The 23127-nt window shown below is 69.7% G+C and carries 20 protein-coding genes; 8 read left to right on the top strand and 12 right to left on the bottom strand.

Going from position 1 to position 23127, the window contains the following annotated elements; all coding sequences use genetic code 11:
* Window positions 1-156: 156 nt before the first annotated feature.
* Window positions 157-1323 (top strand): metallophosphoesterase, encoded by a 1167-nt coding sequence (locus AC57B5_RS29335; protein ID WP_496400823.1) that lies wholly within the window; start codon window positions 157-159, stop codon window positions 1321-1323.
* Between the two features lie 27 nt (window positions 1324-1350).
* Here AC57B5_RS29335 and AC57B5_RS29330 read toward each other — a convergent pair whose 3' ends face one another.
* Genes AC57B5_RS29330 through AC57B5_RS29315 form a run of 4 tightly spaced genes read right to left on the bottom strand, consistent with a single transcriptional unit; the run spans window position 1351 to window position 6826 of the window.
* Window positions 1351-2460, bottom strand: coding sequence for a lactonase family protein (locus AC57B5_RS29330; protein WP_496400822.1), 1110 nt, complete (start codon window positions 2458-2460; stop codon window positions 1351-1353).
* A complete protein-coding gene (locus AC57B5_RS29325; RefSeq protein WP_496400821.1) occupies window positions 2457-3200 on the bottom strand; it encodes an ABC transporter substrate-binding protein in 744 nt (247 codons plus the stop codon). Before AC57B5_RS29325 ends, AC57B5_RS29330 begins: the two co-directional genes overlap by 4 nt.
* 19 nt (window positions 3201-3219) lie before the next feature.
* Window positions 3220-4185: a GntR family transcriptional regulator gene (locus AC57B5_RS29320; protein WP_192366513.1), complete on the bottom strand. Its 966-nt coding sequence runs from the start codon at window positions 4183-4185 to the stop codon at window positions 3220-3222.
* Between the two features lie 25 nt (window positions 4186-4210).
* Window positions 4211-6826, bottom strand: coding sequence for an aconitate hydratase AcnA (locus AC57B5_RS29315; RefSeq protein WP_192366512.1), 2616 nt, complete (start codon window positions 6824-6826; stop codon window positions 4211-4213).
* Window positions 6827-6923: 97 nt separating this feature from the next.
* Between AC57B5_RS29315 and AC57B5_RS29310 the strand changes: the two genes are divergently transcribed.
* Together AC57B5_RS29310 and AC57B5_RS29305 are read left to right on the top strand one after the other, a co-directional pair.
* Entirely contained in the window at window positions 6924-7937 is a 1014-nt protein-coding gene (locus tag AC57B5_RS29310) for a Bug family tripartite tricarboxylate transporter substrate binding protein (protein WP_185070663.1), read from the top strand.
* A 57-nt stretch (window positions 7938-7994) separates the two neighbouring features.
* Window positions 7995-8978, top strand: coding sequence for a Bug family tripartite tricarboxylate transporter substrate binding protein (locus AC57B5_RS29305; RefSeq protein ID WP_192366510.1), 984 nt, complete (start codon window positions 7995-7997; stop codon window positions 8976-8978).
* Window positions 8979-9009: 31 nt separating this feature from the next.
* On the opposite strand, the gene AC57B5_RS29300 is transcribed toward AC57B5_RS29305, so the two are convergent.
* The 3 genes from AC57B5_RS29300 to AC57B5_RS29290 form a co-directional block, all read right to left on the bottom strand.
* The gene (locus AC57B5_RS29300; RefSeq protein WP_496400820.1) at window positions 9010-10155 is read right to left on the bottom strand and encodes an AAA family ATPase; all 1146 of its coding nucleotides are present in this window, start codon (window positions 10153-10155) and stop codon (window positions 9010-9012) included.
* 35 nt (window positions 10156-10190) lie between these two features.
* On the bottom strand, window positions 10191-11045 hold the full coding sequence (locus tag AC57B5_RS29295) for an RNA ligase family protein (protein ID WP_496400819.1): 855 nt from the start codon (window positions 11043-11045) through the stop codon (window positions 10191-10193).
* Between the two features lie 411 nt (window positions 11046-11456).
* Window positions 11457-12314, bottom strand: a complete 858-nt coding sequence (locus AC57B5_RS29290) for a LysR family transcriptional regulator (protein ID WP_013801722.1) — start codon at window positions 12312-12314, stop codon at window positions 11457-11459.
* 95 nt (window positions 12315-12409) lie between these two features.
* Between AC57B5_RS29290 and AC57B5_RS29285 the strand changes: the two genes are divergently transcribed.
* Window positions 12410-12793 carry a tautomerase family protein gene (locus AC57B5_RS29285; RefSeq protein WP_013801721.1) on the top strand — a complete coding sequence of 128 codons (384 nt, stop codon included), beginning with the start codon at window positions 12410-12412 and terminating at the stop codon, window positions 12791-12793.
* A 36-nt stretch (window positions 12794-12829) separates the two neighbouring features.
* Here the strand turns inward: AC57B5_RS29285 and AC57B5_RS29280 are convergent, their stop codons facing one another.
* Complete coding sequence (locus AC57B5_RS29280; RefSeq protein WP_043822811.1) at window positions 12830-13714, bottom strand: LysR family transcriptional regulator; 885 nt, start codon at window positions 13712-13714, stop codon at window positions 12830-12832.
* Between the two features lie 132 nt (window positions 13715-13846).
* Between AC57B5_RS29280 and AC57B5_RS29275 the strand changes: the two genes are divergently transcribed.
* Entirely contained in the window at window positions 13847-14836 is a 990-nt protein-coding gene (locus tag AC57B5_RS29275) for a Bug family tripartite tricarboxylate transporter substrate binding protein (protein ID WP_013801719.1), read from the top strand.
* 13 nt (window positions 14837-14849) lie between these two features.
* Complete coding sequence (locus tag AC57B5_RS29270) at window positions 14850-16481, top strand: gamma-glutamyltransferase family protein (protein ID WP_043822809.1); 1632 nt, start codon at window positions 14850-14852, stop codon at window positions 16479-16481.
* Window positions 16482-16506: 25 nt separating this feature from the next.
* On the opposite strand, the gene AC57B5_RS29265 is transcribed toward AC57B5_RS29270, so the two are convergent.
* On the bottom strand, window positions 16507-17511 hold the full coding sequence (locus tag AC57B5_RS29265) for a tripartite tricarboxylate transporter substrate binding protein (RefSeq protein ID WP_496400818.1): 1005 nt from the start codon (window positions 17509-17511) through the stop codon (window positions 16507-16509).
* A 26-nt stretch (window positions 17512-17537) separates the two neighbouring features.
* Entirely contained in the window at window positions 17538-18422 is an 885-nt protein-coding gene (locus AC57B5_RS29260) for an amidohydrolase family protein (RefSeq protein ID WP_496400817.1), read from the bottom strand.
* Window positions 18423-18498: 76 nt separating this feature from the next.
* Between AC57B5_RS29260 and AC57B5_RS29255 the strand changes: the two genes are divergently transcribed.
* Together AC57B5_RS29255 and AC57B5_RS29250 are read left to right on the top strand one after the other, a co-directional pair.
* Entirely contained in the window at window positions 18499-19497 is a 999-nt protein-coding gene (locus AC57B5_RS29255) for a LysR family transcriptional regulator (protein WP_496400816.1), read from the top strand.
* 51 nt (window positions 19498-19548) lie between these two features.
* A complete protein-coding gene (locus AC57B5_RS29250; protein ID WP_012206367.1) occupies window positions 19549-20754 on the top strand; it encodes an MFS transporter in 1206 nt (401 codons plus the stop codon).
* A gap of 12 nt (window positions 20755-20766) precedes the next feature.
* On the opposite strand, the gene AC57B5_RS29245 is transcribed toward AC57B5_RS29250, so the two are convergent.
* Window positions 20767-21900, bottom strand: coding sequence for an ABC transporter permease (locus AC57B5_RS29245; protein WP_496400815.1), 1134 nt, complete (start codon window positions 21898-21900; stop codon window positions 20767-20769).
* A 1-nt stretch (window position 21901) separates the two neighbouring features.
* Window positions 21902-23116, bottom strand: coding sequence for an ABC transporter permease (locus tag AC57B5_RS29240; RefSeq protein ID WP_496400814.1), 1215 nt, complete (start codon window positions 23114-23116; stop codon window positions 21902-21904).
* Between the last annotated feature and the right edge of the window lie 11 nt (window positions 23117-23127).

Genomic DNA, 23127 nt, shown 5'->3' with positions numbered 1-23127 from the left:
ACGCCTGCCCTGTGCCGCCCGCATGAAAACCCCCGCAGGCCAGGGCCTTCGCCAGTGCGGGCTGGCCGCATGCAAGGCATTGCGCACAATCGGCGCTCGCCTTGCCGGCCGCGCCCGGCGCTGGCCGCCTCACCCGCCTTCCTCGATCTGCTCCCCATGGTTACTCTTGCCGCCCTCGTCATCCCGCTATTGGCCCTGTGGCTGTGGTGGCCCGTCCGCCTGATGCCGCGCCGGGCACGTCTGATGGCGGCCGTCGCCACGGCGGCCCTGGGCTGCACGCCCGCCCTGCTGCTGGTGCTGCTGCGCGAGGGCACGGTCGAGTACCGCACGCTGGCCTATCTGCAGGTGCCGGGCGGCTGGGTGCTGGCCCTGCTGCTGATGCTGGCCGTCTTCATCGTGCTGCGCGACGGCCTCTGGGCGCTGGCCGCCGTGGCCCGGCGCGAGGACTGGAAGCAGCGCCTGCACGCCCCGCTGCTCACGGCCGGCGCCCTGGCCCTGGCGGGCCTGCTGTCGGCCTGGGGCGTGGCCAATGCGCTGCGCCCGCCCGAGGTGCACGAACGCACGCTGCGCCTGCCCGGCCTGCCCACCGGCCTGGAAGGCCTGCGCGTGGCCGTGCTGGCCGACATCCACGCCAGCCCCATCAACAACGCGCGCTATGTGCAGACCATCGTGGACCGCACGCTGGAGGCGCGGCCCGACCTCATCGTGCTGCCCGGCGACATGGTGGACGGCGACGTGGACAGCGGCCGCGCCAACGTCGCGCCGCTGGCGCAGCTCAAGGCACGCTACGGCGTGTGGGCGGCGCCCGGCAACCATGAGTACTACAGCGGCTACGACGCCTGGATGGCCGAATTCCGCCGCCTGGGCCTGAACCTGCTGGAAAACCGCATGCAGCTGATCGATGTGCAGGGCGCGCGCCTGGCGCTGTCGGGCATCGGCGATCCGGCCTATGGCCGCCTCTCGCGCCAGAACACCGACCCCTCCGTGGCCGAAGGCGTGCCGCCCGACATCGACACCGTGGCCCGCCAGGCCAAAGAGGCCGGCGCGCAATACCACCTGCTGCTGGCCCACCAGCCCAAGACCGCCCGCGACAACGCTGCCCACGGCGTGGGCCTGCAGCTGTCGGGCCATACGCACGGCGGCCTGATCCTGGGCATGGACCAATGGCTGGTGGCGCCCGCCAACGACGGCTTTGTGCGCGGCGAGTACGAGGTCGGCGCCATGAAGCTCTTCGTCAGCGCCGGCGCAGGCCTGTGGGCCGGCTTTGCCGTGCGCCTGGGCGTGCCGGCCAGCGTCGACCTGCTGGTGCTGCGCGGCGCCTGATCCTGCCCCGGAGGGCAGCGTGGACGGCTACCGCGCGAACACCATGCACACCGGGCTGGCGCAGTGGGTGCTGGCCAGCGGGCGCCAGGCGTCATCCCGGGCATGGCAGACGATGCTGTCGCTGTCCTCGTTGAGCACATAGAGCAGGCGCCCATCGGGCGAGGACGTGAAAAAGCGCGGCGTGCGCCCACCCGAGGCGAAGCCGCCACTGGCGTGCAGCAGCCCCGTCAAAGGATCGACGTCGAAGACCGCAATGCCGTCAGCGCCGCGATTGGACACCAGCACCTGCCGGCCGTCGCGCAAGACCTCGATGCCCGCCGCCCGGCTGTTGCCCACAAAGCGCTCCGGCAGGGTGGACAGGATCTGCAAGCCCTGCAGCGCCCCGGTGGCCGCATCGAAGCGGCAGGTGAGCACGGTGTTGTCCAGTTCGTTGACCACATAGGCGCAGGCCAGCGCAGGATGGAAGGCGATATGCCGCGGGCCCGAGCCTTCGCGGCAGTCCAGCCAGGGCTGGGGCGCAGGCACCAGCCGCCCGTGCTCGAAGGCGAAGATGAAGATCCGGTCCTGCCCCTTGTCAGGCACCAGCACGAAGCGCCCGTCCGGCGAGAAGGGGTTGAAGTGGGGCTTGGCAAACGGCTGCTCCTTGCGATGCGGCCCGGGTTGGCCCGGTAGCGCAAGCCGCTGCTGCACGGAGCCCAGGCGCCCGTCCGGTGCGATCGACATCACGGCCAGCGTACCGCCTGGCCCGCCATACCCCCGGTGGCCGTCGCTGGCAGCCGGCTCGCCCAGATGGTCGGAGACCACCAGCTGCCGTCCGCCCGGGGCGATGGCCAGGTGCACCGGGTTGCGCCCGCCGCAGTCCCGGGTCTGCAGCAACGCCAGGCGGCCCGTTGCGGCATCGCGTGCGAAGACGCTGACCTCATGGCCATCGCCATGCACGGTGTAGAGCCGGGTGCCGGCTGCATCGAGCGCCAGGAACGAGGGGTTGGCAAGCCCGTCCACGGTCTGCAGATGCTGCAGGACGCCCGTGGCTTCGTCCACGTGATAGACGGTGATGCCCTCGCCACGTGCGTCGCGCTCGCGCGTGGTGCGCGAACCCACGTAGGCGTACAGGGGGCGCGACGCACAGGTGCTCATGCCGATGTGCCCGCCAGCGGTGCGACGGCCGCGCCCTGAATGCCATGGCGCTGCAGCGCCTCGGCCACAAAGCCGCAAGCCTTGGCCTCCTCCACAAAGGCCGCCAGCACGCGCAGGGCCTCATCGCCCCGCCCCTTGGGCAGGCCCATGGCCTGCTGGATCACCATGAAGCGGCCCGGCAGCAGGCGCAGGCCGGGCAGGCGTGCGGCATCGGCCTCCAATTGCTGCTTGACACCGGCGGCCACGTCGGCCGTCGATTCCACGAAGGTCTGCACCACGGCGGGCGAGGACACGGCGCGCTCTATCTGCGCATGCTTGAGCTCGCGGCTCAGGTACAGGTCATAGGCGCTGCCCTTGCCGACCACCACGGTGTGCCCGGCCCGGTCCACCTGGGCATTGTCGGTCAGCGGCGAATCCTGGCGCACCAGGTAGCTGCCCTCGATCAGCACATAGGGCGCGGTAAAGCCGATGCCCGCGCCACGCACGGGGTCCACGGCAAAGAAGCCGAAGTCGGCCTCCTCGCGCGTGACGGCATCCACCGACTTGGCGGCCGTATCGAAGACCACCAGTTCCAGCTCCAGCCCCAGCTGCTGCGCAAGGCGCCGGGCCAGGTCAATGGACACGCCTGCGGGCTGGCCATCGGCCTGCAGCCGCGCAAGGATGGGATTGCCGATGTTGATGGATGCGCGGATGCGGCCAAGCGGCGCGAGGGTGGACAGCAGCTGGGAGGAAAGGTTCATGGATGGCTCGCTTCAAGGGTCAACGGGATGCCCGCCGGGGCGTGGAAGAGGTACGCGAAGGGGTACGCGAAGGTTCCGGGGACGCTGCGCCGGGACCGAGGAGATCGCTGATGCTGGCCAGGTTGCGCAAGGTGCTCGCCAGGTGCTCGCGCATGGCGAGGGAGGCTTCTTCGTTGCGCTCGCGCCCCAGCAGTTCCAGGATGTTCAGATGCTGCTCGCAGTGCTCGCGGTAGCGCGCCCGGTCCTGCATGGAGCGGTAGGACAGCAGGCGCCGCACGCGGTTGACGCGGCGGATGGTGTCGATGAAGAACACGTTGCCCGAGGCCTCGACCAGGGACTCGTGGAAGTTCACCCCCCGGTCGTGGATGCGGTCGGCCGGGTCGGTGGCGATGCCGCCTTCGAGCAAGTGGATTTCGGCCGCGCGGCAGCGTTGCAGCACGGCGCGGTCCAGCCGGTAGCCGGGCTCCAGCAGCGCGGCCGGCTCCAGCGCCATACGCAGGCGGTAGGACTGCAGCAGGCTGTCGGGCGTGGTCAGCATGGCCGCAAAGGTCCAGCCGTAGCCGGGCTTGCGCTCGATCCAGCCCTCCTGCGAGATGCGGTTGAGCACGGCCGCCAGCTGGGCCTTGCTCAGGCCGTAGCGCGTGCGCAGCGCGGCCTCGGTGACGGATTCGGGCAGGCTGGCGCGCAGCCGGTCCTCGGCGATGCGAAAGTAGATGGCCTCGGTCAGGTCCTGGTCGCCGGCCGCCGCCTCGGCCAGCAGTTCGGCCGGAATCCGGTCATGCGGCAGGGCCAGGAAAAACCCCCGGTTGCGCTCGCGCCGCACCACACCCTGCTCTTCCAGCTGCTGCAAGGCCTCGTTGACGGGCTGGCGGGAGACGCGCAGCCGGTCGGCCAGCCCCTGGGCGGCCAGGTGGGTTCCGCTGTCCCATTGCTCGGAACGGGCCAGTGCCAGGATTTGCGAGCACAGCTGGGTGGAGGTCTTCATGCCCCCATTGTCATGCCATGCCACATCAGCGCCCGGCCGCCTGCCGCAGGATGGAAGGAATCACGCCGCCGCTGCGCAGCAGCCCGGCCTCCAGCTGCGTCTCCACGGCGGCCGTGGCCTGCAGCGCCTGCACGCTGCCATCGCCGCGCAGTATGCGCACGGGCACGGCGCAGCGCGGCGCCAGGGCGTCGGACGGTGCATCGATCTCGATACGGTCGCCCGGCTGCAGCGCCAGTTCCTGCGGCCCCATGCCCGCAGGCAAGCGCAGCGGCACGATGCCCATGCCGATGAGGTTGGAGCGGTGGATGCGCTCGAAGCTCAGGGCCAGCACGGCACGTATGCCCAGCAGGCGCTGGCCCTTGGCGGCCCAGTCGCGCGAGGAGCCCGTGCCGTAGCGCTCGCCGGCCACCAGCACCACGGACTGGCCCGCCTTGCGGTAGCGTTGCGCGATGTCCCACAGCGGCGCGATCTCGCCCGATGGCGCATGCAGGCCATGGGCCACGGGGGCACCGGGCGCCAGCAGGTTCTTCAGCGTCTTGCTGTGAAAGGCCGCCCGCACCATCACCTCCCAGTTGCCGCGCCGCGACGCGAAGACGTTGAGATCACCCCGGTCGTCGCCGCGCTCCACCAGGAAATCGGCCACCAGGCTGTCGGGCGGGATGGCGCTGGCCGGCGAGATATGGTCCGTGGTGATGTCGTCGCCCACCACCAGCAGCGGGTGGGCCTGGTAGCGGCCCAGCTGGCTGCCCTCGGACAGCGCGGCAAAGGGCGGGCGGCGCAGCGCGGTGGACCGCGCGTCCCAGGGAAACAACGGCCCCTCGGGCGCCTTCAGCGCATGCCAGGCCGGGTTGAGTGTGGCCCGCGCGAAGTCGCGGCCGAAGTCCTGCGGGTGCAGGCCCAGCGCCAGCGCCGCCTGGACTTCCTCGCGGGTGGGCATGAGGTCGGCCAGGAACACGGGCCGGCCATCGGCCAGGTGCTGCACGGGCTCCAGGCGCAGGTTGCGGGCCGCGTCGCCGGCCAGGCCGAAGGCGATGACCAGGGACGGCGACATGATGAAGCTCAGCTCGATGTCCGGATGCACGCGGCCCGGGAAATTCCGGTTGCCCGACAAAATGGCCACGGCCTTGGCCTGGCCGGCGCGCTGGGCCTGGCGCACCGGCTCCGTCAGCGGGCCGGGGTTGCCGATGCAGGTGGTGCAGCCGTAGCCCACGATGCCGAAGCCCACGGCCTCCAGATCCTGCAGCAGCCCGGCGCGCGCCAGATAGGAGGCAGCCGCCGGCGAGCCCGGTGCCAGCGAGGTCTTGACCCATGCGGGGACCTTCAGCCCCAGCGCCCGCGCCTTGCGCGCCACCAGCCCGGCGGCGACCAGCAGCGCGGGATCCGAGGTGTTGGTGCAGCTGGTGATGGCGGCCAGCGCCACGGCATGGCGCGGCAGCCCGGCCTTCGCGCCGGACGCAACAAAGCCCACGGCCTGCAGCGCGCGGGCGCTGTCGCCATAGTCCAGCAGGTCCTGCGGGCGGCGCGGACCGGCAATGTGCCAGCCCACGGTGTCCAGGTCGATCTCGATCTGGCGTGTGTAGCGCGGCTGGGCCTGCGGATCGAACCACAGGCCCTGGGCACGCATATAGGCCTCGACCAGGGCGACGCGCTGTGGGCTGCGGCCCGTGGCGCGCAGGTAGTCAAGCGTCTGGCCATCGACCGCGAAGTAGCCCGTGGTGGCGCCGTACTCGGGCGCCATGTTGGCCACCACGCTGCGCTGGCCCGCCGTCAGCGTGGACACGCCGGGGCCGAAGTACTCGACGAACTCGCCGGCCACGCCCAGGGCGCGCAGCCGCTGGGTGGCGACCAGGGCCAGGTCGCTGGCCTGCACGCCGGGGCGCAGCGCGCCGGTCAGCCGCACGCCGATGACGTCGGGGATGCGCAGCATGGTGGGCATGCCGAACATCACGGTCTGCGCCTCCAGCCCGCCAACGCCCCAGCCCAGCACGCCGATGCCGTTGACCATGGGTGTGTGGCTGTCCGTGCCCAGCATCATGTCGGGCACGGCCCAGAGCCTGCCGCCGCGCTCCTCGGTAGCCACCACGGTGGCCAGCTGCTCCAGGTTGATGGTGTGCATGATCCCCGTGCCGGGCGGGTGGATGGTCACATGGGCCAGTGCCCTGGAGGCCCAGCGCAGGAAGCGGTAGCGCTCGGCATTGCGCCGTATCTCGTGCTCCAGGTTGGCCTGGGCGGCGCCCGGCGCTGCATAGGCCTCCACGGCCAGCGAGTGGTCCACCGACACATCGACGGGCAGCACCGGATTGAGCACGGCCGGATCCACGCCCTCTTCGTGCAGCGCGTCGCGCATGGCCGCGATGTCGACCAGCGCCGGCGTGCTGGTGGTGTCGTGCATGAGCACGCGGCCCGGCTGGAAGGCGATTTCGGCCTCGCTGCTGCCGTGATCCAGCCAGGCCCGCAAGGCAGCCACGGCAGCGTCCCTTTCCTGCCCCTCCATGTGGCGCAGCACGTTCTCAAGCAACAACCTGAGCACCACGGGCAGGCGCGGCAGGCACTCGCCCAGCACGCCCGGCACATCGGCGGCGTGGTAGCGGACTCCGTCCAGTTCAAGGACGCGGGAAAAGGGGTTCTCGGTGTTTTCCATAGCTGATATTTTGCATTTTGAATTTCTAAAATGCAATCAAACGCCTCATCTCGCTTTCCCTGAAACCCCGGCCACAAGGCCGCCAAGGAGTTTTGACATGTCCGCTCCCTCCCGCCGCAGCTTGCTGCGCAACCTGGGCACCGCGCTGCTCGCCGGCCTCATTGGCCTCATCAGCCTCATCGGCAACCTGCCCGCTGCGGCCCAGGACGCGCCGCAGCGCAGCATCACTCTCGTGGTTCCCTTCACGGCAGGTGGCGGTGTCGACGCCATGGCCCGGCTGCTGGCCGAGCGGCTGCGCGTGACGCTCAAGCAGCCGGTGGTGGTGGACAACAGGCCCGGCGCCAGCGGCATGCTGGGCGCAGGCGCCGTGGCACGCGCGGCGGGCGACGGCCACACGCTGCTGCTGGGCTCGGCCGGCGAAACCGCCATCGCCCCGCTGGTGCACCAGGGCCGCATGCCCTACCAGCCGTCCCGCGACCTGGCGCCCCTGACCCTGGTCACGCGCGTGCCCAACGTACTGGTGGCCTCGCCCGGCCTGCCGGCCGGCAACATCGATGAACTGGTGCGCCTGGCCAAGGCCAGCCCCGGCAAGCTCGGCTACGCCACCAGCGGCGTGGGCAATCCCCAGCACCTCAATGGCGAGCTGCTGCAGTCGCTGGCCGGCATTCGGCTGAACCACGTGCCCTACCGGGGCGCGGCCAACCAGCTGGTGGACGTGTCCTCGGGCGTGGTCGAACTGGCCTTCGTCAGCTACGCGGGGGCCGCACCCTTCATCAAGAGCGGCCGTGTCAAGGCGCTGGCGGTGACTTCAGCGCAGCGCGCCAGCTTCGCCCCCGGCATTGCCGCCATTGCCGAGTCCACGGGCCTGGCCTCCTACGACCTGGACAACTGGTTCGGCCTCTTCGCGCCCGCCTCCACGCCGCCGGCCGTCCAGGCGCGGCTGCATGCGGCGGTGGTCAATGCGCTCAAGGATCCCGCGCTGGCGCAGCGCCTGCGCGAATTGGGCGGCGAGCCCGCCCCCATGTCCCAGCAGCAGTTCAAGGATTTCATCGCCGCCGAGACCGCCAGGTACGCCGCCATCGTGACCTCGGCCCGCATCGTGGCCGAGTGAGGGCGCGCGCCCTTTCCCGGCATTTGCCTTTCCCTTCAGAAAACCACAGGAGACGACATGCAGCTTCATCCCGCACTGGCCGCCACGGCCGCCGCCATCCTGGTCCTGGCTTCGGCCACGGCCCGATCCCAGACCGCCCCCGACGGCTACCCGGTCCGCGCCGTCACCATCGTCGTGCCCTTCGCGGCCGGCGGAAACACCGACGTCAAGACCCGGCTCGTGGCCAGGCAGCTGGCGCAGATACTGGGCCAGCCCGTGATCGTGGACAACAAGCCCGGCGCCAGCGGCAACATCGGAATGGAGTTCGTGGGCCGCGCCGCAGCCGACGGCTACACCATCGCCATGGGCAGCTTCGGGCCTCTGGCCGTCAATCCCTGGATCTATCCCAAGCTCAACTTCGATCCCAAGACCTTTGTCCCCATCATCCTGCTGGAGAAAAGCCCGCTGGTGCTGGTCACGCCCGCCGACAAGCCCTATCGCAGCGTGGCCGATGTGGTGACGGCCGCCAAGGACAGGCCGGGGCAGCTGAACATCGCCAATGCAGGGCCGGGTGGTGCGCACCATCTCTCGGCCGAGCTTTTCGAGGCGGCGGCAGGCCTGGACATGGTCGGCGTGCCCTTCAAGGGCGGTGGCCCCGCCGCCACCGCCCTGCTGTCGGGACAGGTGGACCTGATGTTCGAGCAGACCGGTGCGGCCGCGCCCTCCATACAGGCGCGCAAGATCCGCGCGCTGGGTGTGACCTCGGCACAGCGCCTGGCCATGCTCCCTGACGTGCCCACCTTCGCCGAGTCCGGCTTCCCCCAGGTCACCGTCTCCAACTGGATGGGCTATGTGGCGCCCAAAGGCACGCCGCCCGAGATCGTGGCCCGGCTCCACAAGGCGTTCGCCAAGGCCATGGACCATCCGGAAGTCCGGGAACGCATCGTCTCCCAGGGCAACGAGTTCGGCGGCGGCAGCAGCCAGGAGTTCGCCGCCTTCATCGACAGCGAAGCCGCCAAGTGGGGCCGGCTGGTGAAGGAGCGCGGAATCCGAAGGGACTGAGCGAAAGGCGGGTCCTCCCCCCACCCCCGACCTACCCCTCATTGACCAGCAACGACAGCGCATGTGCCTCGGTAGGCAAAGGCACGTCCCAGCGCTGCAGCAGGCTGAGCAGGGCCGCGTTGGTCAGCGTGGTGTCGCGCGCGCGGTTGCGGGCCAGCAGGGTTGGGCGGCTGGCTTCCAGGTGCACGAGCTCCACGCGGGCGCCGTAGGCCAGGCACAGGTCCACGGTCTTGCCGCGCATCTGGCGCGACAGGTGGGTGGCATTCCAGACAAAGGGCTGGCCCGCGCGCAGCAGGGCCTTGGCCTTGTCCACGGCATGGTGGGCGGCCGCGCCCTCGTTCTGGCCGTGGCGCAGGCCCAGCTCCGTACGCGCATCGTCGAAGGAGACCACGGGCAGGTCGCCATGGTGGGCGGCCACCCAGGTGTTCTTGCCGCTGGCCGGCAGGCCGCACATGACGATGGCGCGGGAGCCGGCCTGCTCGTGCAGCGCATAGTCGGGATGCAGCTGCGCGCCGCGGAAGTAGCGCACCGCCGTCTCGGCCGAGGCAAAGCGGCGTGGCGTGCGCAGGCAGCCCTCTTCCAGCGCGAACTCGCGCACCAGTTCGATGTTGACCAGCACGGACGCAATGTCCGGGCAGATGCGCCCGCGCATGTCGGCCCGCGCCAGCAGGGTAAGCAGGTGCAGGTCCACCTGCCAGGACAGCTCGCGCACGATGAACTCGGGCGAGAGGCCGCGGCGCGAATCGGCAAAGGCGAAGAACGGCACCTGGTGCACGGCGATCAGCCGGCAGATGGCTTCGCGCTGGTCCACGGGCGCGCCGGCTTCCCAGAGCATGAGCCGCGCATCCAGCGCACCCCGGCGCGAATGGCCGGGCTGGCCGATGCGGCCGTCCTCGCCCACCACGGTGGTCGAGCACTTGGCCACGTCGTGGAGCAGCGCGGCCAGGAAGACCGTCTCGCGCTCGGTGGCGGTGAGCGCCGCATGGCCGGGGTCGGCCAGCAGCTCGCGCACCACCATCTGCGTGTGTGTCCAGACATCGCCTTCGCCGTGGTAGACGGGGTCCTGCGGCGTGGTTTTGGCCTGCTCCAGCTGGGGGAAGGCGGCCAGGCAGGCCGCGAAGTCGGGGTCGGCGCCGGGCTGCGGCACCAGGGACTGGATCTGTTTCCAGTTCGTCATGGAAATCTCCTTGCGATGGGTCTGCGCTGCAGGCCTCACCAGCTTTTTGAAATATCGGCCGCAAAGATGTCTGCGCCTTCGCGCAGCCCGTTGGGGACGATGGGCCGCTCGCTGTGGTGCGAGCCCGAGTCGAGGATGACCTGCACGAAGTCCGGCCGCACGAACTTGTAGCGCGCCACGGTCTGGCCGTCCTCCTCCACCTTGAGGTAGAGGCCTTCGGCCAGCTCGGAGCCGTCGGTCTGCCGCCAGCACAGCGGCAGGTCCAGCTTCTGGCGGGCCACCACCTGCTCGAAGGCCTGGCGCCAGCGCGCGCTGCGGCCCAGCGAAGGGGCCAGCAGCGCCAGCAGGTCCTGCATGCGCCGGGGCGCCGCCCCGCTGTAGAGCACGGGCACCGAGACCACGGGCACGCCGGCCAGCAGGGCATGGCGGCGCGGCGTGTCCAGGAAGCACTGCACCGAGCGGTCCCAGATGTCGAACTCGCAGAACCAGTGGGGCAGCGCGTCGTAGAACAGCGAGTGCTTGGCGTACATCCACTCGCCGAACACCTGGTAGCGGTCGTCCAGCAGGGACAGAAGCGCGCCCTCATGGGCCTGGGCCCATTGCTTGAAGAGGTTGAACTGGCGCTCGCGCCCGCCGGGCCGCTCGCTGTCCAGGTAGTGGCCGCGCGACTGCAGCAGCAGCTGGCCGTCGCCGGCAAAGCTCAGCGCGGCGTTGGCGCCGTCGAGTTTTTCCTCGACGACGATGTGACGGCCGGCCAGCCGCTCATAGGGCACGGCGTCGTCCTGGTCACCGGACTGCAGGCGCGAGCCGCGCAGGTGCGGCGTGCGGGGGTATTTGAGGATCTCGACGCTCGAAAGAAAGTGAGCGCCTTGGGCAATGGATGGGGTCATGTCGTGCTTTCCGAAAACGATGCAGCACCCCACGGCGACATGCCGTGGAGCGGGAAAAGCCGACGACGACGCCAGGCGCCGCAATGCAGGGGATGCAGCGACAGCGCGGCCTGGCCCGTGGTGGCCGGGCCGGCAGGCTGTCGAAGGGGAAGATGGCAGGACTGTCGGGGCCGTCCGCAAACCGGACGGTCAGCCGCAAGCCCTCAAAAGGCCACGCACCGCAGCGCACACGCAAAAGACATCCGGGGCAAGGCCAGGATCAGCGTGTGACGAAGTCGTTCAGCAGGAAGCTGTGCGGCGGGGCATGGTGCACCTCGAAAGGGTGAGGGTGGATGGGAGGGGTGCGAGTCTATCGCCCGTTGCCCCGCAGGCACAAGCGGCTGCGCACCATGCCGGGCCGATTGTTGGCTGCTAGCCACGCACGGCGGACTTGAAGGCGGCGCCCAGCGCATCCAGCGCCGCGCGCGGCCGGCCTTCGCGCACGCGGGTGTGCAGCAGCACGGGCAGGCGCGGCAGCGTGGGCAGGCCCAGGCGCGGGCCCACGTCCACGGCGCCCAGGGCCAGCATGCGCGGCGCCAGCGCGGCCACGCCCAGCCCCGCCATGACGGCGGCCGAGACAGCGGCCACGCCGCCGCCCACGAACACCTCGGTCCACGGCATGCGCGCCGAATCCAGCAGTTGCCCGGCCATTGCGCGCACGCCGCAGGGTTCGGCCAGCGTGGCCAGCGGCAGGGGCTCGCCCGCGCGGTGCTGCCAGCCGGGCGCGGCAAACCAGCCGAAGGGCTCCTCGGCCAGCAGCTCGCCGTCGTCACGCCCGGCATGCGTGCGAACGATCACCGTGTCGTACTCGCGCCGGTCAAACCCCTGCAGCAGCGGGCCGGACGATGCGATGCGGATGTCGATCAGCAGCTGCGGGTCCTGCGCATTCATGCGGGCGATCAGGGCCGGCAGCTCAGGCCCGGCCACGTGGTCGCTGATGCCGATGGTCAGCCGCTGGCGCGTGCTGACGGCCAGCGCCAGTGCGCGCTCATGGGCCTGCAGCAGTTCGCGCGCATGGGGCAGGAAGTCGGCACCCAGCGCCGACAGCTGCACGTGGCGCGGCGTGCGCTCGACCAGCCTGCAGCCCAGCCTCTGCTCCAGCCGCTTGAGCTTGAGGCTGACGGCGGCCTGCGTGGTCTGCATGGCTTCGGCCGCGCGCGTGAAGCTGCCCAGCTCCGCGATGTGCACGAAGCTCTGCACGGCATCCAGGTCAAGGGGTCGTTGAATCATTTCAATCCATTATTACTGATATCAGCAATCATGGCTTTTCAAAATAGCTGGCACGGCCTACCTTCGAGGCTCCCACAACGCAAAGGAGCCACACCATGCCCATGACCCGGATCAACATGCGCGCCGGCAAGTCCCCCGCCTACCGCCAGGCCATCTGCGACAGCCTCTACCGCGCCATGCGCGAGACCTTCAACGTGCCGGAGGACGACCAGTTCATGACCATCACCGAGCATGACGGCGACAACTTCCGTTACGGCGCCTCCTACCTGGGCGTGGCGCGCAGCGACGATCTGGTGCTGGTGCAGCTCACGGTCAGCAACACCCGCAGCCTGGAGCAGAAGAAGGCACTGTTCCGCCGCATCGCCGAGCTGCTGGTCGAAAGCCCCGGCCTGCGGCCCGAGGACGTGTTCGTCAACTTGGTCGAGGTGGACAAGGAGAACTGGTCCATGGGCCACGGGCTCGCGCAATACGCAACTTAGGACACGCGGATCGGCGCAACGCTCACAGCGCCGCGCTCAGGCCGGCACCGCCAGCGCCGCCACGAATTGCTGGCCCACGGCGGTGATGATCTCGGCGCGCGCCGCCGTGCGCAGCTGCACCAGGGCGATCTGCCGGCTCTCGGCAGTCTGGGCAATGGGCAGCACGCGCAGGCGCGGGTCACCCTCCCAGCCATGCCGCGCCAGATTGGGCAGCATGGCCACGCCCATGCCGTCGCGCACCAGCTCCACGATGGTCTCGATGGAGTTGAGCTCCAGGAACTCCTGGGGCTTGGCACGCAGGCGGCGCAGCGTGCGCTCCACCAGCTCGCCCGTGTGCTCGGTGCGGTCGAAGCGGATGAAGGGATAGCGCTCCACCATGTCGGCGGGCGCCGCGGGCCGGGCGGCGCGCGGCGCCAGCAGCACCATGGGCTCGGCATACAGCGGCGTCCAGACCAGCGAGGGGCGCTTGATGGCCGGGTTGTAGACCACCACGGCCGCATCCAGCTCATGGTTCTCCACCTGGGCGATCAGCCGGTTGGACTTGCCCGAGACCACATGCAGGTCCACCGCCGGATGGTGGCGCTTGAGCTCCAGCGTGGCGCGCACCAGCTGGCTCAGCGCCGAGACGATGGAGCCGAACTGCACGGTGCCGGCCAGCGGTGCGTCGGCCCGCGTGCCGTGCTTGGCCTGCTCGTACAGCGCCACCAGCTGGGTTGCTATGGGCACCAGCGCCCGGCCCTGCTCATTGAGCGTGACCAGCTTGCCCTGGCGCGCGAACAGCTTGCGCTTGAGGTCGTTTTCCAGCGTGCGCATCTGCAGCCCCACGGCCACCTGGGTCAGCGCCACGCGTTGGCCTGCCGCGGTGAAGGAGCCCTCGGCCGCCACGGCCAGAAAAGTGCGAAGAATGCGCAGGCTTGGCATAAAAGTTTTACTTTCAAGATTCGTAAGAAATTCCAGCTTTCACCAAACAGTTTCTATCATCAAAATCGCTGGCAACCGATAGCCGATCGTCCTGATCGCAACCTCCCACTTCCCGGATTTCTGGAGATCTCCATGCCTGCACCCGTGTCCCGCCGCCTGCTTGTCTGCTGCGCCGCCCTGTTGACCTGCGCCACGCCCGGCTGGGCCGCGCCCGCCGCCGATGCCTGGCCCTCGCAGCCGCTGAAGATCATGGTGGGCTTTGCCGCCGGCGGCGCCAACGACATCGTGGCCCGCATCCTGGCCAAGGAGCTGCAGCAGCGCCTGGGCCAGAGCGTGGTGGTGGAGAACCGCGGCGGCGCGGGCGGCCTGATCGCCAGCGAAGTGGTGGCCAAGGCGCCCAAGAACGGCTACACGCTGCTGCTGGGCTCCATCGGCAGCAACACCGTGGCGCCCGTGCTGGCCAAGAAGCTGTCGTTCGACCCGCGCAAGGACCTGGAGCCCATCACCCTGGTGGCCGAGTCCGGCAACGCGCTGCTGGTGAACGCCGCCCTGCCCTACAAGACGGTGCAGGAAATGATCGAGGCCGCGCGCAAGGCACCGGGCAGCATCAACTACGCATCGTCGGGCAACGGCTCCACGCTGCACCTGGCCGGCGCGCTGTTCGCGCAGCAGGCCGGCGTGAACCTGGTGCACGTGCCCTACCGCGGCAACGGCCCGGCCATCACCGATGTGTCGGGTGGCCAGGTGCAGGCCATTTTCTCGGGCATTCCGCCCGCCATCACCTCGGCCAAGACCGGCCAGACCCGCATCCTGGCCGTGACCACGAAGCAGCGCGTCAAGAACCTGCCCAACGTGCCCACCGTCGCCGAGGCCGGCCTGCCCGGCTATGCCTTCACGTCCTGGTACGGCCTGTTCACCACGGGCGGCACGGACCCGGCCATCGTCGAGCGGCTGGCCCAGGAAGTGCGCAAGATCATGGAGCGCCCCGAAGTGCAGGCCCAGTTCGAGGCCCAGGGCCTGGACCCCGAGACCAGCGACCCCAAGTCCTTCAAGCAGCAGATCGACCGCGAGCTGACGCGCTGGAGCCGCGACGTGAAGACCATGGGCATCACCGCCGACTGAGGCAGGTTCTTTCATGCACGCCTCTTCCTCTCCCTTCACTCCCGGCAATCCCTACGACTCCAGGCGGGTGCCCGTGTTCGCGCGCAATGCCGTGTCCACCTCCCACCCGCTGGCGGCGCAGGCCGGCCTGCGCATGCTGTGGGCAGGCGGCAACGCGGTGGACGCGGCCATTGCGGCGGCGGCGGCCATGACCATCGTCGAGCCGGTGAGCAACGGCCTGGGCTCGGACGCCTTCTGCATCCTCTGGGATGGCAAGGAGCTGCACGGGCTCAACGCCAGCGGCCGCGCACCGCAGGGCTGGGCGCCCGAGTACTTCCACCAGCGCTATGGCCGCCAGGACAAGCCGCCGCGCCGGGGCGTGGACTCCATCACCGTGCCGGGCGCCGTCAGCGCCTGGGTGGCCCTGCACGAGCGCTTCGGCAAGCTGCCCTTTGACGCGCTGATGGAGCCGGCCGCCGAGATCGCCGAGCGCGGCTACCTGGTGCCGCCCGTGGTCCAGCAGAAATGGGCCGCAGGCGCGCCCGAGCTGCAGTCGCAGCCGGGGTTCAGGGAAAGCTTCCTGCCCCGAGGCCGCGCGCCGGAAGTGGGCGAGCTGTTCCGCTTTCCCGCCGCAGCGCGCGCCCTGCGCGCCATTGGCGCCACGCGCGGCAAGGCCTTTTATGAAGGCGAGATTGCCCGGGCCGTGACCTCGTTCGTGCAGCAGCACGGCGGCTGCCTGGGCATGGCCGACATGGCCGCGCACGAGGTGCAATGGGTGCAGCCGCTGGCCAAGGACTACCGCGGCCACACGCTGCACGAGATCCCGCCGGGCGGGCAAGGCATTGCCGCGCAGATCGCGCTGGGCATTCTGTCCAACTTCGACCTGGCCAGCCTGCCCGTGGATGGCGTGGCCTCCCAGCATCTGCAGATCGAGGCCATGAAGCTGGCCTTTGCCGACATCTACCGCTACGTGGCCGACGCGGACATGGAGGTGACGCCCGCACAGATGCTCGACGACGCCTACCTGGCCTCGCGCGCCAGGCTCATCGATCCGCGCCGTGCGCAGGACTTCAAGGCCGGCAACCCCGTGCGCGGCGGCACCATCTACCTGACTGCGGCCGACGAGAACGGCATGATGGTCAGCTTCATCCAGAGCAACTTCTCGGGCTTTGGCTCTGGCGTGGTGGAGCCGACCTTCGGCATCAGCCTGCAAAACCGCGGCCACGGCTTCGGCACCGACCCCCAGCACCCCAACCGCGCCAACCTGGTGGGCCCGGGCAAGCGCCCCTTCCACACCATCATTCCGGCCTTCCTGACCCGCGACGGCCAGCCCGTGATGAGCTTCGGCGTCATGGGCGGCAACATGCAGCCCCAGGGCCACATGCAGACTGTGGTGCGCATGCTGGACTACCGCCAGTCGCCCCAGGCGGCCTGCGATGCGCCGCGCTGGCGCGTCAACGAAGGCCTGGCCATCAACGTGGAAGGCGGCATGGAGCCGGCCACCATCGCCGGCCTGCAGGCGCTGGGCCACCAGGTGGAGGTCATCCACGACCCCTACCAGGACTTCGGCGCCGGCCAGTTCATCTGGCGCATGGGCGATCCCGCCGTGGAGGGCTACCAGATCGCCAGCGACCCGCGCCGCGACGGGCTGGCGGCCGGGTACTAGAGGAAAGGGAAAGTGCGCGCGGCGGCTACTCCGCGCGCAGACGCCCCTGCCGGGTCAGCCGCGCCGCCAGCGCGGCCTCTTCGCTGACCAGGCGCTGCAGCACGGCCGCGCTGGCCGGGAAGGGCTCGCTGCCCAGCTCGCGGATCAGGCGGCTGAACTCCGGGTCGGCCACAGACTGGGAGATCCAGCCATACAGGCTGTCCACGCTGGCCGTGGGCGCACCCTTGGGCGCGAACACGCCCACGAAGGTGGTGGCATCGAACACCGGCAGGCCCAGCTGGGCCAGGTCGGGCACATCGGCCAGCCCGCCCCCGGCGCGCGGCCCCAGCACGAACAGCGCGCGCAGGGCGCCGCTCTTGATATGCGGCGTGGAGCTGGTGATCTGGTCCACCACGGCATCGATCTGCCCGCCGATCAAATCGACCAGGGCCGGCCCCGATCCCTTGTAGGGCACGGGATTGACGCGCACCTTCACCGCATCTTCCAGCTGCAGCACGGCCAGGTGATTGGGCGAGCCCGGGCCGGCATGGCCCACGGTCACGCTGCCATCCTTGGCCTTCATCGCCTTGATGAAATCGGCAGCGGTCTTGAAGCGCGCGTCGTTGGCGCGCACCACCACGACCACAGGCGTGCGGCTGACCACGGCAATGGGCGCAAAGCTGTCGGCGCGGTAGGGCAGCTTGATCATCTCGGGCAAGGTGCCCAACTGGCCCGGCGTGGCCACCAGCAGCGTATGCCCGTCCGGCTCGGCGCGCGCCACCCAGCCCGAGCCCACGGCACCACCGCCGCCCGCACGGTTGTCCACGATCACGGACTGCCCCGCATGCCGGGCCAGCGGAATGCCCAGCGTGCGGGCCACGATGTCCACGTTGCCGCCCGGCGCAAAGGGCACGACCAGCGTGAGCGGCTTGGCGGGAAATGCGCGCGCCTGCACTGCCGATGCAGCCGATGCCGCCGATGCCGCCGCCAGCGCCGCGAAAGATACCGCCGTGCGGATAAAGCCTCTGCGGCCCGATGTGATTCGATTCATTTTCTCTGTCTCCTGCTATTTGAAAATCAATGACCCCAATACAGGCGCGCGGGGTTATCGACCAATACCGTGTGCCTGTATTCCTCTGGAACCCAATCCACCAATGCCTGCGCCAATTCGCCAACAGAATTCGAACGGGCCTTTATTCCGGGATGCGGCCAGTCCGACCCCCATACGATCCGGTGCGCATTGGCCTGCACCAGGGCATGTGCAATGGGAGTCACGGCCGGGTCCACGGCCGATGCCGTTGCCGATATCCGGTAGGCGCCCGAGAACTTCACCCAGGCCCGGCCTTCCTTCATCAGCGCCTGCAGGTTTCGGCTGCCCGGCCCGCCGGCGCCCAGCTGGCGCGACGGGTGGCCGAAGTGATCCACCACCACGGCCACGCCCATGTCGGCCACGCGCTGCGCCAGGCCAGGGTCTTCATCCACGTTCACCAGCAATTGCACATGCCAGCCCAGGCCCCGGATGCGGTCGGCCACGGCCTGCAGGCTGGAGACGGAGACCCCGCCCGAAAACAGCGCATTGCACCGTGCGCCCCGCACGCCCAGGGCGTGCAGCGCTTCGATCTCTGTATCCGGCGTGTCCTCGTAGATCACGGCCACGCCCCGCATGCGGCCCGCCTCGGCATGGCGCAGCGTCTGCTTGAGAAGGCCGTGATCGCAGCCATACACGCTGGGCTGGACCAGAACGCAGCGGTCCACGCCCAATGGGCGAAAGGCCTTCCAATAATCGTCCATGGACGCGACAGCCGGTGTATAGGCGCGTTCCGCAATCAACGGAAAATCTTCGGAACGACCAAATACATGGAAATGGGTATCGCAGGAATTTTCCGGAAACAGATATTGTTCCGCTGGATTTTCGACTGCGTCGCAATCACCGGCACAGCGGTTGAAACTGGGTGAATTCATGGGCATTCATTTCAAAGCTGGTGCATTGTCGTGACGCACGTAAAATTCAGTCAAGCTCATCTTTGTCATCATCAAAATGAACATCATTCAACATGCAGACGGCGCGCCTCGGGCTCCGGTCAACCTGCGCAGCATCGACCTCAACCTGCTGGTGATCTTCGAGGCCCTGGTGGAAGAACGCAGCGTGGGCAAGGCCGCCGCGCGGCTGGGCATCACCTCCTCGGCCGTCAGCCATGCGCTGCGCCGGCTGCGCACCCAGTTCAACGACCCGCTGCTGCTGCGCACGGCCGAAGGCATGTCGCCCACGCCCGAGGCCGTGCGCCTGGCGCGCAGCTTCCGCAAGGCCTTCAGCGAGATCGAAAGCGCCATCGAGGTCAGCAAGGGCTTCGATCCGGCCACGGCGCGGCGCAATTTCCACCTGCGCCTGTCCGACTACGTGGGTGTGCTGCTGCTCCCGCAGCTGTGCATCCATCTGCGTGCAGTGGCGCCGGGCATCAGCCTGTCGGTGCAGTCCTTCGACGGCCGCCAGCCCTCGGACCGCGTCGAGTACGAAGGCGTGGAGATACGGCTGTCCGTCTCGCGCGGGCGCTCGGTGCTGTCGGCGTCACGCCGCCTGCTGGACGACCAGTGGATGGTGCTGATGCGCAAGGACCATCCGGCCGCCGCCTCCCCGCTCACGCTGGAGAAATACCTGGAGCAAGGCCACCTGAAGGTCACGGGCGTGGGCAGCAGCATCGTGGACGAACTCCTGGCCGAACGCGGGCTGGCGCGGCGCGTGATGTTCCAGGTGCCCACCTGGCTGGGCATGGTGCCCGTCATCGAATCCACCGACCTGGTGGCCGCCATGCCCGCGCACTGGATGCACAGCGTGCTGTCCGGCTCCAACTGCGTGGCGCGCCCCATGCCCCTGCCCGAGCTGGCCCTGTCCATCGACGCCGTCTGGCATCCGCGCAACGACCATGACGCGGGGCACAAATGGTTCAGGGAGCTGATCCACCAGATCTTCCAGGAGGCGTACAGCAAATCCCTGCTCCAGCAGCGCCTGGACAGGTCAGGCACACGGAACAACGCTTAACCCAGCCCTCATGCTTTTCGGTGAAGATGCGGTCTTTCCGCCGCACAAGCCATGACACCAGAACAACACACTCCAGCGCTGCAGCGCCGCAACCTCGGCCTGCTCGTGGCCGCGCAATCGCTGGGGGGCGCGTCGCCGCCCATCATCATTTCGCTGGGCGGCCTGGTCGGCCAGCAGCTGTCCACCAATCCCACGGCCACCACGCTGCCGGTCAGCATCTACCAGCTGGGCCTGGCGCTGTCCACGCTGCCCGCGGCCTGGCTGATGCAGCGCATGGGGCGGCGCACGGCCTATGTGCTGGGCGCCATCCTGGGCGTGGTCTCGGGCGTGATCGCGGCCCAGGGCATTGCGCAATCGGACTTCGTGACCTTCTGCATCGGCACGGCGCTGGCGGGCTTTTACGCGGCCTGCGTGCAGAGCTACCGCTTTGCCGCCACCGACGCCATGACCGACCCCGCCGAGCAGGCGCGCGCCATCTCGCGCGTGATGATCGGCGGGCTGATCGCGGCCATCATCGGCCCGCAGGTGGTGATCTGGACGCGCGACGCCCTGCCCATGACGCCGTTCGCAGGCAGCTTCTACAGCCAGGCCGTGCTCGCCCTGCTGGCCCTGCCGCTGCTGCTGGGCCTGAAGCTGCCGCCGCCCCAGGCCCGCGCCGTGGCGGGCGAGGCCCGGCCGTTGGCCGAGATTGCGCGCACGCCCCAGTTCATCGTCGCGGCCTCGGCCGGCGTGGTCAGCTACGGTCTCATGGCCTTTCTGATGACGGCCGCTCCCATGGCCATGGTGGGCTGCGGCCACACGGTGGGCGAGGCGGCGCTGGGCATCCAGTGGCATGTGCTGGCCATGTTCGCGCCCAGCTTCTTCACGGGCCGGCTGATCGCGCGCTTTGGAAAGCGCCGCATCACGGCGCTGGGGCTGGTGATGATCGCCGCCTCGGCCCTGATGGCGTTGATGGGGCTGGAGCTGCTGCACTTCTGGGGCTCCCTGGTGCTGCTGGGCGTGGGCTGGAACTTCGGCTTCATCGGCGCCACGGCCATGGTGACCGAGTGCTACCGCCCTGCCGAGCGCGCCAAGGTGCAGGCCCTCAATGACTTCCTGGTCTTCGGCACCGTGGCCGTGGCCTCGTTCGGCTCGGGCCAGCTGCTGCACACGGCCGGCTGGGACGGCATCAACACCTGGCTGCTGCCCATCGTGGGCGTGGTGCTGCTGATGCTGGCCGTGCAGGGACGGGGTCGCGGCGCGGGCGCGCCGGCCTGAAGCCCCGACCGGTCAATCGCCAGGGTTCACGCGGCGGCTGCCCAGCCAGAGCACGGCCACCCAGCCCAGCAGCGCCAGGGCCAGCAGCACGGACAGATGCCATAGCGCCGCCTCCAGCGGCGCGCCTGCCTGATTCAGGCGCAGCGAGGCCTGGATGGCGGCCGTGCTGGGCGACAGCCAGCGCAGCGCCTGCAGCAGTTGCGGCAGGGCCTCGGCCGGCCAGCTGAAGCCGCCGACGAAGGCCAGCGGGATGGAGGTGAACAGCACCACCTGCATGGCACGCTCGCGGTTGGCCAGCCACCAGCCCAGCAGCGCCGCCGCTCCCGCCACGGCCGGGACGAAGACGGCCAGCAGCGCCAGCGCACCCCAGGGATTGCCGCCGCGCGGATAGTCGTGCCAGACGAAGATCCAGCCGAAGTAGTACAGGCCCGAGAGCCAGCCCAGCGTGCACAGCGCCAGCAGCCGCGCCAGCCAGGTGCGTGCCGGCGCCCTGTCCAATCCCTGCTCGCGCCAGGTTCCCACCAGCAGCGCGCCGCCCATGAGCAGTGTCTGCTGCAGGATGATGATGGCCACGGCGGCGACGACGAAGCTGCCGTAGCCTTCCGTCGGATTGAACAGGGCCTGCATCTGCAGGTTGACAGGCGAGCGGCTGGCCTGGGCCTGCAGTGCGCTCTGTCCGCCGGCCGTCAGGCGCCGCAGCTCCACGCCTGCCGAGACCGTGCCGAAGGCCTCGGCAAAGCCGTACTGCACCTGCTTGGCGGCCAGCGGGTAGGCACCGTTGGCATAGACGGGGACCACGGCCTCTTCGCTGCGCACCACGCGGCGCTTGAGGTCGCGCGGCAGCAGCGCGTAGCCCATGACGCGGCCATCCAGCAGGGCTTGCTGCGCCTGGGCCTCGTCGCCCGTGACCAGGGTCACCTCGATGCGCGGGCTGGCCTGGGCAAAGCGCAGCATCTGGCGTGCCAGGCCGCTGCCGTCGTGCTGCACCACAGCCACGGGCACGCGCTGCACGACCTCCTGCCCATAGAACCAGGGATAGAAGAAGCCGTAGAGCACGGGCGCGCCCACCAGCAGCATGAGCACGCCCACGTCGCCGAACACGGCACGCAGGGCGCTGATGAAGTCTTGCGCAAAGCCCCTGGCCATCTCAGCGCCCTCCCCATTTGTCGGGGCGGGAAAGGCCGCGCGCCAGGCCTGCCGTGGCCAGCAGCAGCAACACCAGCGCGGCCAGCAATAGCCCGGCCACCACGGGCAGGCTCTGCACGATGGGCGCGCCCATCTGCAGCTGCTCTATCTGCAGCCGCGCATAGTGGGTATAGGGCATGGACAGGGCCCAGGCACGTGCCGAATCCGGCATGGCCAGCAGTGGAAAGCCCACGCCGCTGAACGCAAAGGCCGGCGCCGACAGCAGGCCCGCGCCCGACAGCGCCGTGCGCAGCGACAGCGTGAGCGCCGCCAGCAGCGCCCCCGCCGCCAGGCTCACGGCGATCAGCAGCAGCAGGGCCAGCGCCACCCAGGCCAGGCTGGCAGCGCCCTGCCCCGGATTCCAGCCCCGTCCGGCCGTGAGCCACAGCATGGCCAGCGTACCGCCCAGGCCCAGGCTGGCCCAGGACAGCGCCAGCTTGCCCGCCAAGGCGCCCGCAATGGCGCTCCAGCCGGGCTTTCCCGGGCCCGCAGCCTCGGCCATCCACTGGCCCAGCGTGCGGTCGCGCAGCTCGCGCCCCACGGACCAGGCGCCGGCCGTCATGCCCAGGATGTGCAGCAGCGCGGGAATCAGCGCCGCCGCCAGGAACTGCTCGTAATTGGTGGAGATGTTGAACAGCGACACCAGGTTGGTGCGTATGGGCTCCATGCGCACGCGCAGCGCCTGGGCAGGGTCGCCGCGCTTGGCACGGGCCTGCATTTCCACGCCGGCCGACAGCGTTCCCACCACCTGGCGCAGGTCACGCTGGATCAGGCTGGAGTGCGTGGCCAGCTGGGCGTTGTGCATGAGCACCACGTCGGCCCCCTGGCCCCGCTTGATGTCGCGCGCAAAGTCTGGCGGGATCTGCACCACGGCGTAGGCATTCATGGACTGCAGCGCCCATTGCGCCTCCGAGGCATTGAGCACCTGCGACTGCACGGCCAGGCCCGGCGTGGCATCCAGCATGCGCACCAGCTGGCGCGACAGGGCGCTGTGGTCCTGGTCCCAGACGGCGACCGGCAGGCGCTGGACCAGGCCTGCCGAGAAGATCCAGACCATGAGCAGCAGCGCCAGCAGCGGCACCCAGCTGACCATGGCCAGGTCCCAGGGCCGCCCGCGCAGCAGCCGCCATTCGCGCCGCAGGCTGGCGGCAAAGGCCGTGGGCGGGTTCGCGCTCACTGACGCCGGCC

This window comes from Delftia sp. BGA-UO-ETr-SB1 (assembly GCF_059567865.1).
This window is presented reverse-complemented; position numbering and strand designations above follow the sequence as displayed.

Coding starts and splice junctions, on each gene's coding strand:
- AC57B5_RS29250 (WP_012206367.1), top strand. CDS start 19,549: ATGACACCAGAACAACACACTCCAGCGCTGCAGCGCCGCAACCTCGGC.
- AC57B5_RS29280 (WP_043822811.1), bottom strand. CDS start 13,714: ATGCCAAGCCTGCGCATTCTTCGCACTTTTCTGGCCGTGGCGGCCGAG.
- AC57B5_RS29330 (WP_496400822.1), bottom strand. CDS start 2,460: ATGAGCACCTGTGCGTCGCGCCCCCTGTACGCCTACGTGGGTTCGCGC.
- AC57B5_RS29255 (WP_496400816.1), top strand. CDS start 18,499: ATGAACATCATTCAACATGCAGACGGCGCGCCTCGGGCTCCGGTCAAC.
- AC57B5_RS29335 (WP_496400823.1), top strand. CDS start 157: ATGGTTACTCTTGCCGCCCTCGTCATCCCGCTATTGGCCCTGTGGCTG.
- AC57B5_RS29300 (WP_496400820.1), bottom strand. CDS start 10,155: ATGACGAACTGGAAACAGATCCAGTCCCTGGTGCCGCAGCCCGGCGCC.
- AC57B5_RS29275 (WP_013801719.1), top strand. CDS start 13,847: ATGCCTGCACCCGTGTCCCGCCGCCTGCTTGTCTGCTGCGCCGCCCTG.
- AC57B5_RS29285 (WP_013801721.1), top strand. CDS start 12,410: ATGCCCATGACCCGGATCAACATGCGCGCCGGCAAGTCCCCCGCCTAC.
- AC57B5_RS29245 (WP_496400815.1), bottom strand. CDS start 21,900: ATGGCCAGGGGCTTTGCGCAAGACTTCATCAGCGCCCTGCGTGCCGTG.
- AC57B5_RS29315 (WP_192366512.1), bottom strand. CDS start 6,826: ATGGAAAACACCGAGAACCCCTTTTCCCGCGTCCTTGAACTGGACGGA.
- AC57B5_RS29270 (WP_043822809.1), top strand. CDS start 14,850: ATGCACGCCTCTTCCTCTCCCTTCACTCCCGGCAATCCCTACGACTCC.
- AC57B5_RS29265 (WP_496400818.1), bottom strand. CDS start 17,511: ATGAATCGAATCACATCGGGCCGCAGAGGCTTTATCCGCACGGCGGTA.
- AC57B5_RS29310 (WP_185070663.1), top strand. CDS start 6,924: ATGTCCGCTCCCTCCCGCCGCAGCTTGCTGCGCAACCTGGGCACCGCG.
- AC57B5_RS29290 (WP_013801722.1), bottom strand. CDS start 12,314: ATGATTCAACGACCCCTTGACCTGGATGCCGTGCAGAGCTTCGTGCAC.
- AC57B5_RS29305 (WP_192366510.1), top strand. CDS start 7,995: ATGCAGCTTCATCCCGCACTGGCCGCCACGGCCGCCGCCATCCTGGTC.
- AC57B5_RS29325 (WP_496400821.1), bottom strand. CDS start 3,200: ATGAACCTTTCCTCCCAGCTGCTGTCCACCCTCGCGCCGCTTGGCCGC.
- AC57B5_RS29260 (WP_496400817.1), bottom strand. CDS start 18,422: ATGAATTCACCCAGTTTCAACCGCTGTGCCGGTGATTGCGACGCAGTC.
- AC57B5_RS29295 (WP_496400819.1), bottom strand. CDS start 11,045: ATGACCCCATCCATTGCCCAAGGCGCTCACTTTCTTTCGAGCGTCGAG.
- AC57B5_RS29320 (WP_192366513.1), bottom strand. CDS start 4,185: ATGAAGACCTCCACCCAGCTGTGCTCGCAAATCCTGGCACTGGCCCGT.